The following is a 15596-nucleotide window of genomic DNA, read 5'->3' as shown; positions in this document are numbered from 1 at the left end:
ACATGACTACATTTGCGATTGCTACATTAGGGTGTAAGGTCAACACCTATGAATCTCAAGGGTATGAAAGTGCACTTGTCGAACAAGGGTATCAGCAAGTATCGTTTAAAGAACAAGCCGATATCTATATCATTAACACATGTGCGGTCACGAACACTGCTTCTGCAAAGAGTCGCCAAAAGATTCATCAAGCACATCAACTAAATCCAGATGCATTGATTGTTGCAATCGGGTGTTACGTGCAAAGTGCAAGTGATCAAGTACGCTCAATCGATGGGGTGAAGGTGTTGATTGGTAGTGAAGGAAAGGCAAACTTGGTTTCCTTGATCAAAGAAGCGATGCAAGGACATAAACCATCTAATGTGATGAAAGATGTGCGTTCTATCAGTGCATTTGAAGCCTTGCCTATACATAAGTTTGAACATCAAACGCGTGCCTTTTTGAAGATACAAGATGGGTGTAATCAATTTTGTTCCTATTGTATCATTCCTTACGCAAGAGGGGCAGAGCGTTCATTAAATGAAGAAGAAGTGTTAAAGATTGCATCTGATTTAGTAAAGAATGGACATCAGGAAATTGTTCTTGCGGGAATTCACACGGGACGTTATGGTAATGGAACTGGTAGAGATTTGTTAGATTTATTAAAACGTATGTGTAGTGAAGTAGAGGGTTTAGAAAGAATTCGTATTTCATCTATTGAAATGAATGAAATTTCCGATGCACTCATTGAATTTATGAAACATGAAACAAAGATTGCACGTCATTTACATATTCCAATACAATCCGCTAATAATACAGTGTTAAAGAATATGAATCGTCCATATACTATAGAATGGTTTCAACAACGTATACAGTATATTCGTGAAATGTTACCAAATGTTTCTATATCTACCGATGTAATTACAGGCTTTCCTCAGGAGAGTGAGGAAGATTTTGCAGATACACTTAAAAATCTAAAAGAATTAAATTTTAGTTTTCTTCATGTGTTTCCATATTCTAAACGTGACTATACAAAAGCCGCTGATATGAAAGGACATTTGGACAATAAAACAAAGAAAGAACGTGCATCTATACTTGCACAACTATCAAAAGAGTTATATACTGCTTATAAACAAAGTTTTATTGGAAAAGAAGTTTCCGTTATTTTTGAAAAAGAAGTAGATCAAATGCTGTTTGGTCACAGCAGTGAATACTTAGAAGTGTATGTAGAGGTACAACCGGGGAAGGCACACACGCATGAACTTCATGATGTGAATATTGTATCCTTTCAAGATGATCGCCTATATGCCTGTTTAAAGGAGGATTCTCATGAAATTATCGCAAATGTTTGAGCATGCGCCTGATATTGAAATCAAAGGTTTGTGTATTGATTCTAGAAAAGCAAAAGTAGATGAAATCTATTTTTGTATGGATGGCATGGTACATGATGGACATGAATTCATTGAAGATGTAATTGAAAAAGGTGTCAAAGCGATTGTACATGCAAAACCTGTAGAAGAAATGAAAAAGGGAATTGCTTATATTCAAGTAGAGAATGTAAATCGTACATTGAATCGTGTGGCGGCGTTGTTTTATGACAACCCTAGTAAAGATATGACAATGTTTGGAGTAACTGGTACCAATGGGAAAAGTACTATCACAAGTATTATTCGTGATGTGTATTCTAATTTTAAGCCTTGTGGGTATATCGGAACTATCTCTATTAGTTATGGAGATATAACACTACCACCGAGTTTAACAACTCCAGATCCAATTATGATACATAAATCATTGCATGAGATGAAAGAAGCTGGTATGCAAGCTTGTGCACTTGAAGTAAGTTCTCATGGATTGGAATTAGGTCGTGTTTTGAGTGTCGATTTTGATGTCGCTATTTTTTCGAATTTAACCTATGATCACTTGGATTTTCATGGAACGATTGAAAATTATTTTGAAGCAAAGAAAAAACTGTTTACACAATTGAAAAAAGATGGAGTTGCAATATTAAACATTGATGATCCTTATTACACACAATTGGCTACAGCATGTAATGCTCGCGTGATATCTTATGGGATAGCACATCGTGCAAATTATCGTGCTGATCATATTCGCATTGGTACCAATGGATCTACTTTTACTTTAATTCACGATGATAAAACTTATGAAGTCTCTACCAATCTAGTCGCTATGTATAACATTTACAACCTATTAGGGGCGATTGCGGGGATGTGTGAGAGTGGAATCGCGTTAGAGGAATTAATTCCATATTTGAACTCTTTACATCAGATAGAAGGAAGAATGGAAAGGATTGATGAAGGTCAATTGTTCCATGTAATCGTTGATTTTGCGCATACCCCAGATGGACTTGAAAAAGTATTTGAATATGCGAATGATATCACAGAAGAAGGACATAGCATCATTGCGGTGTTTGGTTCTGCTGGTAAACGAGATACAAAAAAGAGAAAAGTGTTTGGAGAGATTGCGAGCAAGTACTGTGATAGCATCATCTTAACAGAAGATGATCCAAGAGATGAGGATGCAAGAGAAATTGCAAACGAAATCAAATCAGGAATCGAAAATACGAAGAACATTTTTATAGAAGATCGCTATACAGCCATACGACAAGCAATTGAAAGTGCCAATGTAAACGATACAGTTTTAATCCTTGGAAAGGGAGATGAAACATTCATGTATCGTGAATTTGGTAGAGAACCTTGGTTGGGAGATCACAACGTAGCAAGACGTTGTATACGTAAATATTGCCTTGGAATCGAGGATTTAGAGGACTAAATACGTGATTATACGAAATTTGTGTACGAAATATACATAAATGATATAAATTCTGTTGCATTTTCATATCATTTTCAGTATAATATTATTGCTTGCATCAGAAGGGAGGGTAAATAATGCCGAAAGTAGTACTTAAAGAAAACGAAGTTCTTGACGATGCGTTGCGTAGATTCAAGCGTCAAGTGTCAAGAAATGGTACCCTTGCTGAAGCTCGCAAAAGAGAGTTTTACGTAAAACCTGGCGTTCGTCGTAAATTAAAGTCAGAAGCTGCACGTAAAGCACGTCGTGGGAAATAGTAACTGATAAAAAAACAAAGAAGTAGATTTACTGGAATGGTGAATTTGCTTTTTTTTATTTTTTAGAAATTATATTACATAACAATTGTTTAAGATCATTTTCGAGGATGCGAAATTCATGAAATGATGTATCTTTTGTTTTCATCATATTTTTTTGTTCTATATGTAGATATCGTAAAATCTTAACAAAATTATAACAAACAGAAACATAAAATTCATTATAATGTATGCAAGGAGGGACGATAAGTAAGTCATAAAATTTACACTTAAAACGTATTGTGTAAAGAGGTGACTATATGCTTTCCATAGATAAAAACCAGATGATGTTGGAACATTTTGAACATATTCGATATGTTTCAAAAGAACGAATTTGCATTGCGTTAAAAGAAGTGGTGATTACCATACAGGGAGATGCTATGCAAGTAATTGCTTTAGGGAAAGATGAAATTCTTATAGAAGGTACCTTTAAAGTGATGGAGTTCGTTTATGAGAAATAAACAAAAGATAGGTTTGGATGAATGGAGAGCGGACATATCTATACAAGAATTTTTACAAATTGTGAAACGAAACGAATTGGAAGTATATGATTTACATGTACATCATGAGTATATAGAATTTTATAGTGAAGTATGGCTTCGATATCGAATTCAGCATTCTTTTTCAAAGATAGAGCGAGTTAGGACAACTGGTATGTTGGGATATGCAATGCGCTCTTTGCGAAAACCTGCTCGTGTGTTATCTATTATAGTAGCGCTTGGAATATGGTTTTTCTTAAGCAATACGATTTTTGCTATTGATATCAAAGGTGAACAAGAGGAAAGTCGTACATTGATTCAAAAGACACTCAAAGATATGGGATATACAACTCCGATCTATCATGTGGATGGAACAAAGATGAAACAAGAATTAAAGAAGCGATTAGAAAACGAAATTGCTTGGTTGGAAGTATCCAAACAGGGAAGTCGATACTTAATTCATTATACTCCAAAAGAATTCGCCTCTATTTCTCAACTTAAAAAAGATGAGTTAATCGCAAGAGAAGATGGTGTTATTGCTAGGTTTGAAATATCTCATGGTAATAAGGTGCATAAGGTAAATGACTTTGTACATGCGGGAGATGTTCTGGTATCCAATGTGATGGATGATAGTTTAGGTAAAAAAGAAGAACTTTATGTAGCGGGACGCGTGTATGCTTATACTTGGAAAGATGTTACGGTAACGATGGATCAAAATGGTTTGCCCAAAAGTCTACAATATTTTGATTTATTATTGGATGCTAGAGCACTTGTTTCAAAAGACTTTCGCGAAGGAGATTCCATTTATAAAGAAAATATTTTGCAATTCTCTAATGATATGGGTAAAATAAAGATGGTAATACATTACACATTGTATAAAGATATCACCACACCTTAAGTGAAGGAGAATATATGAGTAGACAATATCAAATCGATTTAACAGGAAGTTCTATGGATTCCATTGTAAAACTATGCGGTCCACAGGATAAGCATTTGCATTTATTAAGAGAGGCATTTCATAGTGATATAACACTTCGTGATGATACATTAAGTGTATTGTGTGAACATGAAGAGACTTTTGAAACGATTCAAAAGATTTTAAAAGCAATGATGGATATGTTAGAGAATCACATTGATGTACAGGAACGTGATGTGATCTATTTGATGAAATTAGCGAAAGAGAAAAAACTACAAAATGTTTCTAGTATGTATCAAAAACCAGTTGGTAAAAGCATTCATGGGAAATTGATTTATCCTAAAACCATTGGACAGCGTTATATGTTTCAGTGTATGTGCAATTCTGATATTGTTTTTTCAACGGGAGTAGCTGGGACTGGTAAGACATACCTCGCAGTTGTTTATGCTGCCACATTGCTTAAAAAGGGTGATATACGTAAGATTATACTTACTCGACCTGCGGTAGAAGCAGGAGAAAGCCTTGGGTTTCTTCCAGGAGATTTAAAAGAGAAAGTAGATCCATATTTACGTCCTCTATATGATGCATTATATGATACACTAGGAAATGAACAAGTAGAGAAATTACTTGAGAAAGAAGTAATTGAAATAGCACCACTTGCGTATATGCGTGGACGTACTTTAGATAACGCCTTCATCATTTTAGATGAAGCACAAAATACTACACGTGCACAAATGAAGATGTTTCTAACAAGAATGGGGTTCCATTCAAAAATTGTAATTACAGGAGATGTTACGCAAATAGATTTAATTAAAAAAAGTGACAGTGGTTTAATGAACGCAAAACAATTATTGGATGGAATCAATGGAATATCCTTTGTAGAACTTACAAGTTTAGATGTTGTCCGTCATCCATTAGTTCAAAAAATCATTGAACGATATGAAAGAGAGGAACAAACGCATGGCTAAAATATTATTAATCGAAGATGAGGAAAATATTAGAAAAATTATTGCTTATGATTTAAGAAAAGCAGGTTTTGATATCGTTGAATGTGGGGATGGAAAAACAGCGATTGATTTAGCATTAAAAGAAGAATTTGATGTCTTAATTATCGATTGGATGTTGCCTCATGTAAGTGGAATTGAAATCGTCGAGAAATTAAGAGAAAAACGTATCAATAGCATTTTGATTATGTTAACCGCTAGAGATGATGAAACCGATGTTTTATATGCTTTTGAAAAGGGTGTAGATGATTATGTAACCAAACCTTTCTCACCAAGAGAGTTACTTGCTAGAGTAAATGCTCACCTAAAACGAAATGGCGGAATCCAACAAGACAAAATCCTATCTATGGGAGATGTCTCTATGGATATGAAGCGAAGAATTGCTTATATTGCGAATGAACAATTGGTGCTTACGAAGAAAGAGTTTGATTTATTAGAATATTTCATTTCTAACAAAGAGATTGTATTATCAAGAGATAATATTTTAAATGAGATATGGGGATTCGATTATGATGGAGATACAAGAATTGTAGATGTTCATGTATTCAAACTTAGAAGTAAACTTTCCAAAAGCTCTGTAAACATTAAGTCTATGCGAGGGATTGGATATGCCATAGAGGAAAACAATGAAAAATAATCGTTACATAGCTTTGGTAATTCTAGTCTTCATTGCCATTGTGTTACAATTGACCACACAAGTAAATGAGATTTTTCTCATTCTATTGTTGTCCGCTTCTTTTGTAGCTATATGGTTATTTTATGATCATAAAGATCAAGTAATGGCACGTAAAGAGTACAAAGAAATGCAAGAAAAGATTAAGAGTACTTCAAAAGATGTGCACTTAAAGAATAAACAGCTATTAACCATCGTAGGTAGTATGCCGTATCCATTGTTGTTGTTGGATCAATTTGGCAATGTTGTTATGAGTAGTAGTATTGATGAGATTTCAGATGGTGAAACATTTGAAGATATGAATTATATGAAAAATAATTTTGTGGATCCAGTAAAAGAATTTATTAAAGATAGCTTTATTATGGAAAAACAAGTTGATAAAATCTTACGTATCAATGATATTGAATATCAATCCATTAGTATTCCAGTGACCGCAAAACAACATTATCGTGGTTGTTTATTCCTGTTTCAAGATGTTTCTAAAACATTGGAAGGGGAAAAGATGCAGAAACGTTTTATTGCGGACGCTTCCCATGAATTAAAGACACCTATTGCGGTTATCAAAGGGATGGTAGAAATATTAAACCGTGATGATTTTGATGATGATGAAACAAGAAAAGAATTTCTTGATCAAATTGAGTCTGAAATCAATCGCTTAGATAACCTTGTAAAAGATTTGTTACAGTTATCACGTTTGTCCTTATCAAACGTCATATTGAAAAAAGAAAAAGTAGATATGACTAAGGTGATCGATAAGGCATGTCAATCCTTATCAAAGACAGCTGATAAAAAAGGTTTAACAATCGTAAAAGATTATCAGTATCGTGGTATTTTAACTTGTGATGAATCAAAAATGTTCCAAGTTATGATCAATTTATTATCCAATGCGATTAAGTACAGCGATACAGGTGCAATCACTATCAAAACATCAAAAGAAAATAGTTTTTATACGATTGAAGTAAAAGATGAAGGTCATGGTATATCTTTAGAAGATCAAGAAAAAATATTTGAGAGATTCTATCGGGTAGACGATGATCGTTCGCGTATGAATGGTGGTTCTGGTTTAGGTTTATCCATTGTGAAATCAGCGGTGGAAGCGCATGGTGGTAAAATCCTTGTGCGTAGTCAAGTGGATGAAGGAACTTCCTTTATTGTTAAAATTTTAATTTAAAGTGGTTTGACAAATACAGAAGTCATGGGTGTATCTTATGGCTTTTTTTATGTTTTATGTGCTTGCAAAGTAATAAGGTTTGATGATATAATAACTCCGCATTCAAAGATGTCGCGTTCGGCAAGCGGTTAAGCCACAGCCCTCTCAAGGCTGTACCACGGGTTCAAATCCCGTACGCGATGCCATAAAACAAACAAACCAGCAGAAGTTCTGCTGGTTTTTATTTGTAATTAATAACGATAGAGAATCCTGATACAGCACCTAATATGTTGGGATTGCCCATCGGGGATATACGTATATTCAACACTTCATATCCATCTTTTTGCATGCGCAAAAGGAAATCATCCATTTGCATAGTGAATCTTGTTTCACATTGGAATGGATTGACAGAAAGTGTTGTGGTCGCATGTAGCACAATGAAGTGTTGATAGCCGTCTTTATCTTTTATATATGGGCGTATGTCATCATATGCGTGTTCATCAATAGAAATGATTTCAGAAGTGTCCATAAGTAAGTTCCTTTCTAGCTTGGAAATATTATAGCATATCTTTTTTGTTCATTGTGTATTATTAAAGAAGTTTTGAGGAAGAATATAGATAGATGAATAAGTTAACAGTAAATTAACAATACGTTAATTTAGAATTCATAAACAAACGTTATGATATAGACGTATTCAAGGAGGAATATAAGAATGAAGAAAACATTGATGTTAGGATTAGCATGTTTGATGAGTGTTTCATTAATGGCATGTGGATCAAATGATGATAGCGCGCAGGGAGTCACTGGAGAAATTAAAGTATACACACGTGATTCATCTAGTGGAACAAGAGAAGCTTTTGAAAAAGGTGTAGGATTTGAAGGGAAACTTACAAAGACTGCAAACGAAGTAACAAGTAATGATGATATGGCCGCAAAAGTTGGTTCCGTAAAAAATGGAATCGGTTATACATCTTTATCTACAGACTTTGAAAAGAACGGTGTAAAACCATTGAAATTCGAAGGAGTAGAAGCAAGTGCAGAAACTGTATTAGATGGTACTTATAAGTTACAACGTCCGTTCAAATACGCAACAAGAGCTGCAGGGGACTTTGGAAGTGATGATAAAGAACAGCTTGTAAAAGCATTCTTAGATTACTTAGAAAACTCTAGTGAAGGTATGGCGGTTGTAAAAAAAGCTGGTGGTGAAGTTGATTTAACAAAAGCCGTTGCTTGGGAAGAATTAGCAAGTAAATATCCAGTATTAGAAAAAGACAATTCAGGAATTACAATTACAACTGGAGGATCTACATCTGTAGATAAAACAGTAAAAGCTGCACTTGAATCATTCTCACCATTAGCAGGGAATGTAAAATTCACAATGAATCATTCAGGTAGTGGAGATGCAGTACCTCGTGTATTAGGAAAAGAAAAAGATGGACCTAATAAAGCAGATATTGGATTTGCATCAAGAGAATTCAAAGCAGAAGAAGATGTTACAGGAGCTATGATGAGTGGTCAATATTGTTTGGATGCAGTTGTGGCAGTTGTAAACAAAGACAACAACAGCTTCGATAATATGACAAAGGATCAATTAATGAAAATCTTTACTGGTGAATTTGCGAAATGGGAAGACATCAAGTAGTACAGTAGCACGAATAGAGAATGGTCTGACTTAGTTCAGACTGTTCTCATGTTATAAGGATTGGTGAAAATATGAAATATTTTGTTAGACAGTTTACGAGCTTTGAAAAAAATAATAAGAAACTCCAACATGACAAACGTATGCGTTTTGTATTTATGTTGGCCGCATTGATTGCGAGCTCTATGTTAGCTGTAATCGTAATTTTTATTAGTATTAAGGGAGTAACTCCATTTGTTGGGACATCTACTTATGAACCAGTAAATTTCTTTGATTTTCTTTTCGGTAGCTTATGGCGAAAAGATCAAGGTATTTATGGGGTAGGATTTATCATTATCAATACATTGGTTGCGAGTTTTGGGGCATTGTTAATATCTTTCCCATTATCCGTATTGACAGCTCTCTTCATTGCGAAGATTGCGCCAAAACGTATTGCAGAAATTATGACTACAGTTGTTGAATTATTGGCATCCATTCCTTCTGTGGTATATGGGGTATTTGCTTCAGGAACGATTACAGTACTTGTAAGTGGATTAGCATCTTCCTTTGGATTTGTCACTGCAGGAGGTAGTTCTTTATTAGCGGTTATCTTATTGCTTGCGATTATGATATTTCCAACCATTACTTCTTTGTCAATTACTGCCATTCGTAGTGTAGATAAAGAAATTGAACTAGGTTCTTTAGCGTTGGGTGCTACAAAGACACAAACAAATTTTAAAGTTATCTTAACAAGTGCTAAATCAGGAATCTTTGCTGGTGCAATCCTAGGAATAGGTCGTGCTTTTGGAGAGGCAACTGCAGTTGCAATGGTAGCTGGTAACAAAATGTTTGGTCCTACTGTGAATTTATTTGATACCACAAGAACCCTAACAACCACTATGTTGGCAGGGTTGAAAGAAACCACTGGATTAGATTATGATATTCGATTCTCTGTTGGTTTGATTTTGATGGCAGTTATTCTGTTATCAAACCTTCTTTTGAACTTCATGAAAAAGAAAGTGGGGAATTTGAAATGAAACAAATTAATCTTGCGCAAAAAAAGAAACGTAAACGCAACGATGGTATCTTAAACGGAATTACTTACGTTTCCAGTGGAGTAAGCGTAGTTGTTTTGATTGCTATCTTTATCTTTATTTTCTCAAAAGGTTTTTCCTCTTTAGGTTTTGATATCTTGACTGGTAATTACTGGTCTAATAATTATTTGACATCTATTCAAGAACAACATAATGCTCCAGCTAATTTTACAAAGCCATCAGATTTAAGTGAAGGAGCTGTATTTAGTAGTAAATGGGGGGTTGCATTCATCGATACAATTGATCAACACAAAGACAATGTCGTATTGATCGAATACATCGATAAAGATTCACCATTCAATTACTTAATTGACGATAGTATCAAAGATCGTGAAGTAACTATGGGGGCGGAAGTCGGTTTCCAAGCCGAGAGAATTAATTTTGTAAATACACAAGGGAAGACGCAAGTAAGTGGAAACATCATGTCTCAAAGTGCCAAAGAAGTAGTGACTATGTTGGATGAAAATGCTGCTTCTATCAAAACTATGTATTTTAAAACTCCTGGTGGAGGAATACGTGGTTCTATTATTACAACTTTGTACCTTATTATAGTATCCTTGTTGATTGCACTACCATTAGGTATTGCGGCCGCAATCTACTTACATGAATATGCAAAACCAACACGTACAACCGGATTTATCCGTAGTGCAATTGAAATGTTAACTGGTGTACCTAGTATCATCTTCGGTTTGATGGGAGTTGCGGTTTTATTTCCAATTACACAGATGTTTGGTGCAACGACTGCCAATATTTTGCTAGGTTCCTTGACGATGTCTGTTATTTTATTACCAACCATTATACGTTCTACAGAAGAAGCGTTGATCGTTGTGCCAAAATCACTTCGTGATGCATCGTTATCTCTAGGGGCAAACCAATCTCAAACCATATTCAAAGTAATCTTGCCATGTGCCGTACCAGGCATCTTAACAGGTGTACTTTTGAGTATTGGTCGTATCATTGGAGAAAGTGCTGCCTTGATTTATGCAATGGGTACTTATGTCAATGATACTCCTGAGTTATTATCTCAAGGAACAAGTTTAGCTGTTCATATTTACAATATCATGAGTAGTGAACAACCAAACTTTGAACTAGCAAGTGCGATTTCTATCGTAATCCTTATCTTTGTATTAGTATTAAATATTAGCATCAAACTATTAAGCAAACGTTTTAATAAAGCGTGGTATTAGGAGGAAGTATTATGAATGAAGAAACAATATTTCAAGTATCAGATTTAAACTTATTCTATGGAGAAAAACAAGCATTAATGAACATCCATATGGATATCGCGAAAAATAAAGTAACTGCATTGATTGGACCAAGTGGTTGTGGTAAATCTACCTTCCTTCGTTGCCTAAACAGAATGAACGATTTGATTGATGGTTGTAGTATTGAAGGAAATATCGAATTGGATGGTGTTGATGTTCATAAAGGAGCAATGAACGTCGTTGATTTACGTACACGTGTGGGTATGGTATTTCAAAAACCAAATCCATTCCCAATGTCCATTTATGATAATATTACGTATGGTCCTAAATGTCAGGGGATCAAGGATAAGAAAATCCTTGATGAGATTGTACAACAATCTCTTGAAAAAGCTGCCTTATGGGAAGAAGTAAAAGATCGTTTAAATGATAGTGCATTTGGATTATCAGGTGGACAACAACAACGTTTGTGTATTGCACGTGCGATTGCAATGGAACCAGAAGTAATCTTAATGGATGAACCAACAAGTGCACTAGATCCAATTGCGACAAACAAGATTGAAGATTTAATGGAAGAGTTGAAAGAGGAGTATACAATCATTATCGTAACACACTCTATGCAACAAGCTTCTCGTGTTTCTGACTATACTGCTTTCTTCTTGTTGGGAGAAGTGGTAGAATTTGATAAGACAAGTAATATCTTCCAACAACCAAAAGATAAACGTACGGAAGATTATATTACAGGAAGATTTGGATAGGAGGAATCTTACATGGTAAAAATAGATGCTGAATTAAGCGCAATGGAACAAAACATCCTGAAAATGGGACGTAAAGTATTACAAATGCATGAAAAGATCGTAGATGTTTTAAATCAACCAGACAGAGAGAAAGAATTAGCAATCGTACAAGCAGATGATATCATCAATCACCTAGAAGAAGAGGTTAATGATATGGCAGTACGTTCACTTGCGTTATTGTCTCCAGTTGCTAGTGATCTTCGTAAAGTTGTGGCAGACATCAAAATTGCAAGTGAATTAGAACGCATTGGTGACTATGCAAAAAATATTGCGATTTTCTTAATCAAACACGATGAAATCGAATCTAGCATTCGTAAGTATGGTATGGCGATGGAACAACAATTCATTGAAATGCTACAAGATACAATGAAAGCATACGAAGAACGTGATATTGAATTAGCGTTTGAAATCCCAGAAAGAGATAAAGGAATCAAAGACTTGTACTATAAGTTAAAAGAAAAAGTAACTTCAAAAGAAGATGTTGACTTCATGAAGAATATCTTTGAAATCAGTGCGATGGTTCGTAATATGGAACGCGCAGGAGATCATACAAAGAATATCTGTGAACATATCATTTATATGGTAAAAGGACAACATTACGATTTTGGATAAACCCACAGTGGTGCTAATGCACTACTGTTTTTCTTTCTGTTAGAATCATAAGACCTTTTTCTTTCTTTGTGGTATAATAATCACGAAAGTAATGAGGTGAATACATGGAAATCAACATCATCAATCAAAGTATGGAGGCGAAATGGACACGCTATAAAAAAGATTTTGTTACCATTTCAGAAAAAACATCACAGGTATTGAAGTTAAAAGAAGGACAATGTGCTTCTGTTATCTTTGTGACACCTGAACAAATACATGAAATAAATCGTACATATCGAGGGATTGATCGTCCAACCGATGTTATTAGCTTCGCACTAAAAGATAGTGAGGAAGATTATGAAATCATGGATGGAGAAGAAGAACTTGGTGATATCTTTATTAATATCGAAGCAATCAAGCAACAGGCAAAAGAGTATGGGCATTCTATAAGAAGGGAAGTGTGTTTTCTATTTACACATGGTATCCTTCATTTGTTGGGGTATGACCATATGAATCAAGAAGATGAACGTGTAATGTTTACATTACAGGATGACATATTGAATGATATCATTCCTAAGAAAGTACGTTCGTAAATTCTACTTTGCTTTTGCCGGCTTGTTTCATGGAGTACGCCATGATCATAGTATTATGCTTCAAGTTTTCATTGGATGTGTTGTCATTGTAGCGTGTGCATTCTTATCCTTGAGCGGTATGGAATGGGCACTTATTCTCATTGTAATTGCATCCGTTATTGCTTTAGAATTTGTAAATAGTGCAATTGAAGAAGTTGTGGATATGGTTTGTCCACACTATCATGAAAGCGCAAAAAAGATTAAAGATTATGCAGCAACGGCCGTATTGTTGATGTCAATCGTAGCCGCAATCGTTGGAGTTATCATTATAGGAGGTAAATTATGGTAGAACTTAATAAGTATTCAGATATATTAGATTGTGCATTTAACGCGATGGAACATGCATATGCACCGTATTCTAAGTATCATGTAGGAGCATGTGTAAAAACAAAAGATGGAAAATACATCCCAGGAGCAAATATAGAAAATGCTTCTTTTGGATTAACGAATTGTGCAGAGCGTAGTGCTATTTTTGCGACGTATTCTTTAGGGTATCGTAAAGAAGATATTGAATCTATTGCGATTGTAAGTGATGGAGATATATTGGCTGCACCTTGTGGAGCATGTCGTCAAGTTTTAGTAGAATTATTACAAAGAGATACTCCGATTGTTCTAAGCAATAAAAAAAATGGAAAAGTAACCAACATTGAAGAGTTATTGCCAATGTCATTTACACAAGAGGATTTACTATGAGTTATCGTTCAGGTTTTATAGCAATCGTTGGTAGACCCAACGCAGGAAAAAGCACCTTATTAAATGCAGTGATGAAAGAAAAAATAGCTATCACTACATCCAAACCACAAACCACCAGAAATAACATTTCTGGAATACTTACAACAAAAGAAACACAATTTGTATTTATTGATACTCCAGGAATTCATAAACCGAAACACGAACTAGGAAGAACACTCAACAAAAATGCATATACCGCAATTGCAGAAGCGGATATCAATTTTTGGATGGTAGATGCTACGCAACCTTTTGGAAGTGGAGACGAGTTTATTTTAGAAAAGATGAAACAATCTCATATACCAGTATTCCTAATATTAAATAAAATTGATTTATTAGAAAAAGAAGATTTAATCAAGGTGTTGAAACAATGGCAAGATCGTATGTCTTTTAAAGAAATCTTCCCAATTTCCGCACTAGAGAAAGAAAATCTTGAAGAACTTTTAAAGGTGACACGTGAATATTTACAAGAAGGACCAATGTTTTTTCCTGAAGATATGATTTGTGATCATGGAGAACAATTTCAAATTGCTGAGATTATTCGCGAGAAAGTTTTAAACAAAACAAACGAAGAAGTTCCTCATTCGGTTGCGGTTGTTATTGAGAACAGAAAAGAATCGGATACAAGAATAGACCTACAAGCGATGATTGTAGTAGAACGCACTTCACAAAAAGCAATTCTCATTGGTAAACAAGCAAGTATGATTCGCTCTATTCGACTAGCGGCGCAAAAAGAACTAAAAGAAAAATTACATAAAAAAGTAGAATTGGAGCTTTTTGTAAGAGTTGAAAAGAATTGGCGAAATCGTGCAAGTAAGTTAGCACAACTTGGATATAACGAGAAGAGCGAATAATGAGAGAACAAGAATATGTAGGTATTGTCGTACGTTATCAGGAATATCGTGAACATGATGCCATGTTACATATTTTATGTGAAAATGGCCAATTGTTTCATGTGGTAGCTAGGGGTATTCAAAAAATGAAAAGTAAGAATGCGCCTGCTTGTCAAGTGTTTACAATGAGTCGCTTTTTATTAAATGTAAATGAAGTAGGGGATTTACATTCCCTAAAAAGTGCAGAGATTATAGAAAGCTATCGTAAGATAAGAGAAGACTTATATAAACAAACCATCGCATCTTATATGTGTGAATGTTTGGATGCGAGTGCATTTGAAGAAGATGTATTCCCTTTGCTTAAGACATCCTTAAACATCTTAAAAGATACATCACAACCAATTCGCATCTTATGCTTGTTTCAATCCATTATGAATCGTATGCATGGGATTGAGCCTTATGTTGAATCTTGTGTACGATGTGGAAGTAATCATAACATATATGCGATTTCCATTGTTGATGGAGGATTTGTCTGTAAACAGTGCTACCACAGCAAAGATAACAAACCAAAATCCATAGTAGATTTGAAGGTATTTCGTTTGTTGTGTAAAGCTGAATTAGAACATTATGAAGTGTTGAGAGAAGGTTTTGATTTTACGTTTGCTAATTTCGAAGATTTGTATGCATTCTTTCAGGAATATGGTGCTATTTCTATAAAAAGTGTGCGATTTTTACGTAAACTTTATGACATTTCGTAAAGAAATACATAATTTAAAA

The 15596-nt window shown here is 34.7% G+C and carries 19 protein-coding genes and 1 tRNA gene; 19 read left to right on the top strand and 1 reads right to left on the bottom strand.

Annotated elements, in window-relative coordinates:
- The first annotated feature begins 2 nt into the window (after positions 1-2).
- From mtaB to ACWG42_RS07495, 9 genes are all read left to right on the top strand, one after another.
- A complete protein-coding gene (gene mtaB, locus ACWG42_RS07535) occupies positions 3-1331 on the top strand; it encodes a tRNA (N(6)-L-threonylcarbamoyladenosine(37)-C(2))-methylthiotransferase MtaB (RefSeq protein ID WP_455791292.1) in 1329 nt (442 codons plus the stop codon).
- Positions 1309-2769: a UDP-N-acetylmuramoyl-L-alanyl-D-glutamate--2,6-diaminopimelate ligase gene (locus ACWG42_RS07530; protein ID WP_455791291.1), complete on the top strand. Its 1461-nt coding sequence runs from the start codon at positions 1309-1311 to the stop codon at positions 2767-2769. Before mtaB ends, ACWG42_RS07530 begins: the two co-directional genes overlap by 23 nt.
- A 116-nt stretch (positions 2770-2885) precedes the next feature.
- Complete coding sequence (gene rpsU / locus ACWG42_RS07525) at positions 2886-3065, top strand: 30S ribosomal protein S21 (RefSeq protein ID WP_002609166.1); 180 nt, start codon at positions 2886-2888, stop codon at positions 3063-3065.
- A 296-nt stretch (positions 3066-3361) separates the two neighbouring features.
- Positions 3362-3562 carry a YabP/YqfC family sporulation protein gene (locus ACWG42_RS07520; protein ID WP_455791290.1) on the top strand — a complete coding sequence of 67 codons (201 nt, stop codon included), beginning with the start codon at positions 3362-3364 and terminating at the stop codon, positions 3560-3562.
- Positions 3552-4478: a sporulation protein YqfD gene (locus ACWG42_RS07515; protein WP_455791289.1), complete on the top strand. Its 927-nt coding sequence runs from the start codon at positions 3552-3554 to the stop codon at positions 4476-4478. Before ACWG42_RS07520 ends, ACWG42_RS07515 begins: the two co-directional genes overlap by 11 nt.
- Positions 4479-4492: 14 nt before the next feature.
- Positions 4493-5464 (top strand): PhoH family protein, encoded by a 972-nt coding sequence (locus ACWG42_RS07510; RefSeq protein ID WP_455791287.1) that lies wholly within the window; start codon positions 4493-4495, stop codon positions 5462-5464.
- Positions 5457-6137 (top strand): response regulator transcription factor, encoded by a 681-nt coding sequence (locus ACWG42_RS07505; RefSeq protein WP_455791286.1) that lies wholly within the window; start codon positions 5457-5459, stop codon positions 6135-6137. The genes ACWG42_RS07510 and ACWG42_RS07505 overlap by 8 nt, the downstream gene beginning before the upstream one ends.
- Entirely contained in the window at positions 6127-7344 is a 1218-nt protein-coding gene (locus tag ACWG42_RS07500) for a sensor histidine kinase (protein ID WP_455791284.1), read from the top strand. Before ACWG42_RS07505 ends, ACWG42_RS07500 begins: the two co-directional genes overlap by 11 nt.
- Positions 7345-7454: 110 nt before the next feature.
- Positions 7455-7529: transfer RNA gene (locus ACWG42_RS07495), tRNA-Glu, on the top strand.
- A gap of 35 nt (positions 7530-7564) precedes the next feature.
- Here the strand turns inward: ACWG42_RS07495 and ACWG42_RS07490 are convergent.
- Positions 7565-7852 (bottom strand): hypothetical protein, encoded by a 288-nt coding sequence (locus ACWG42_RS07490; protein WP_455791283.1) that lies wholly within the window; start codon positions 7850-7852, stop codon positions 7565-7567.
- A gap of 183 nt (positions 7853-8035) precedes the next feature.
- On the opposite strand from ACWG42_RS07490, the gene ACWG42_RS07485 reads away from it, so the two are divergent.
- The 10 genes from ACWG42_RS07485 (at position 8036) to recO (ending at position 15577) form a co-directional block, all read left to right on the top strand.
- A complete protein-coding gene (locus ACWG42_RS07485; protein ID WP_455791282.1) occupies positions 8036-8965 on the top strand; it encodes a substrate-binding domain-containing protein in 930 nt (309 codons plus the stop codon).
- A 71-nt stretch (positions 8966-9036) separates the two neighbouring features.
- Positions 9037-9978 carry a phosphate ABC transporter permease subunit PstC gene (gene pstC / locus ACWG42_RS07480; RefSeq protein ID WP_455791280.1) on the top strand — a complete coding sequence of 314 codons (942 nt, stop codon included), beginning with the start codon at positions 9037-9039 and terminating at the stop codon, positions 9976-9978.
- Complete coding sequence (gene pstA, locus ACWG42_RS07475; RefSeq protein WP_455791278.1) at positions 9975-11222, top strand: phosphate ABC transporter permease PstA; 1248 nt, start codon at positions 9975-9977, stop codon at positions 11220-11222. Before pstC ends, pstA begins: the two co-directional genes overlap by 4 nt.
- A gap of 11 nt (positions 11223-11233) precedes the next feature.
- The gene (gene pstB / locus ACWG42_RS07470) at positions 11234-11995 is read left to right on the top strand and encodes a phosphate ABC transporter ATP-binding protein PstB (RefSeq protein ID WP_455791277.1); all 762 of its coding nucleotides are present in this window, start codon (positions 11234-11236) and stop codon (positions 11993-11995) included.
- Between the two features lie 12 nt (positions 11996-12007).
- Positions 12008-12646, top strand: coding sequence for a phosphate signaling complex protein PhoU (gene phoU / locus ACWG42_RS07465; protein WP_455791276.1), 639 nt, complete (start codon positions 12008-12010; stop codon positions 12644-12646).
- A gap of 104 nt (positions 12647-12750) precedes the next feature.
- Positions 12751-13218: an rRNA maturation RNase YbeY gene (gene ybeY, locus ACWG42_RS07460; RefSeq protein ID WP_455791275.1), complete on the top strand. Its 468-nt coding sequence runs from the start codon at positions 12751-12753 to the stop codon at positions 13216-13218.
- Positions 13187-13546: a diacylglycerol kinase family protein gene (locus ACWG42_RS07455; protein ID WP_455791274.1), complete on the top strand. Its 360-nt coding sequence runs from the start codon at positions 13187-13189 to the stop codon at positions 13544-13546. The genes ybeY and ACWG42_RS07455 overlap by 32 nt, the downstream gene beginning before the upstream one ends.
- Positions 13540-13950 (top strand): cytidine deaminase, encoded by a 411-nt coding sequence (cdd, locus tag ACWG42_RS07450; RefSeq protein ID WP_455791273.1) that lies wholly within the window; start codon positions 13540-13542, stop codon positions 13948-13950. Before ACWG42_RS07455 ends, cdd begins: the two co-directional genes overlap by 7 nt.
- Positions 13947-14840 carry a GTPase Era gene (gene era, locus ACWG42_RS07445; protein WP_455791271.1) on the top strand — a complete coding sequence of 298 codons (894 nt, stop codon included), beginning with the start codon at positions 13947-13949 and terminating at the stop codon, positions 14838-14840. The genes cdd and era overlap by 4 nt, the downstream gene beginning before the upstream one ends.
- A complete protein-coding gene (recO, locus tag ACWG42_RS07440) occupies positions 14840-15577 on the top strand; it encodes a DNA repair protein RecO (protein ID WP_455791270.1) in 738 nt (245 codons plus the stop codon). The genes era and recO overlap by 1 nt, the downstream gene beginning before the upstream one ends.
- Positions 15578-15596 lie beyond the last annotated feature (19 nt).

The organism is Amedibacillus sp. YH-ame10 (assembly GCF_053848885.1).
This window is presented reverse-complemented; position numbering and strand designations above follow the sequence as displayed.

Excerpts from the sequence above, each read along its gene's own strand:
- mtaB (WP_455791292.1), top strand. The coding sequence starts at position 3 with ATGACTACATTTGCGATTGCTACATTAGGGTGTAAGGTCAACACCTAT.
- ACWG42_RS07530 (WP_455791291.1), top strand. The coding sequence starts at position 1,309 with ATGAAATTATCGCAAATGTTTGAGCATGCGCCTGATATTGAAATCAAA.
- rpsU (WP_002609166.1), top strand. The coding sequence starts at position 2,886 with ATGCCGAAAGTAGTACTTAAAGAAAACGAAGTTCTTGACGATGCGTTG.
- ACWG42_RS07520 (WP_455791290.1), top strand. The coding sequence starts at position 3,362 with ATGCTTTCCATAGATAAAAACCAGATGATGTTGGAACATTTTGAACAT.
- ACWG42_RS07515 (WP_455791289.1), top strand. The coding sequence starts at position 3,552 with ATGAGAAATAAACAAAAGATAGGTTTGGATGAATGGAGAGCGGACATA.
- ACWG42_RS07510 (WP_455791287.1), top strand. The coding sequence starts at position 4,493 with ATGAGTAGACAATATCAAATCGATTTAACAGGAAGTTCTATGGATTCC.
- ACWG42_RS07505 (WP_455791286.1), top strand. The coding sequence starts at position 5,457 with ATGGCTAAAATATTATTAATCGAAGATGAGGAAAATATTAGAAAAATT.
- ACWG42_RS07500 (WP_455791284.1), top strand. The coding sequence starts at position 6,127 with ATGAAAAATAATCGTTACATAGCTTTGGTAATTCTAGTCTTCATTGCC.
- ACWG42_RS07490 (WP_455791283.1), bottom strand. The coding sequence starts at position 7,852 with ATGGACACTTCTGAAATCATTTCTATTGATGAACACGCATATGATGAC.
- ACWG42_RS07485 (WP_455791282.1), top strand. The coding sequence starts at position 8,036 with ATGAAGAAAACATTGATGTTAGGATTAGCATGTTTGATGAGTGTTTCA.
- pstC (WP_455791280.1), top strand. The coding sequence starts at position 9,037 with ATGAAATATTTTGTTAGACAGTTTACGAGCTTTGAAAAAAATAATAAG.
- pstA (WP_455791278.1), top strand. The coding sequence starts at position 9,975 with ATGAAACAAATTAATCTTGCGCAAAAAAAGAAACGTAAACGCAACGAT.
- pstB (WP_455791277.1), top strand. The coding sequence starts at position 11,234 with ATGAATGAAGAAACAATATTTCAAGTATCAGATTTAAACTTATTCTAT.
- phoU (WP_455791276.1), top strand. The coding sequence starts at position 12,008 with ATGGTAAAAATAGATGCTGAATTAAGCGCAATGGAACAAAACATCCTG.
- ybeY (WP_455791275.1), top strand. The coding sequence starts at position 12,751 with ATGGAAATCAACATCATCAATCAAAGTATGGAGGCGAAATGGACACGC.
- ACWG42_RS07455 (WP_455791274.1), top strand. The coding sequence starts at position 13,187 with ATGATATCATTCCTAAGAAAGTACGTTCGTAAATTCTACTTTGCTTTT.
- cdd (WP_455791273.1), top strand. The coding sequence starts at position 13,540 with ATGGTAGAACTTAATAAGTATTCAGATATATTAGATTGTGCATTTAAC.
- era (WP_455791271.1), top strand. The coding sequence starts at position 13,947 with ATGAGTTATCGTTCAGGTTTTATAGCAATCGTTGGTAGACCCAACGCA.
- recO (WP_455791270.1), top strand. The coding sequence starts at position 14,840 with ATGAGAGAACAAGAATATGTAGGTATTGTCGTACGTTATCAGGAATAT.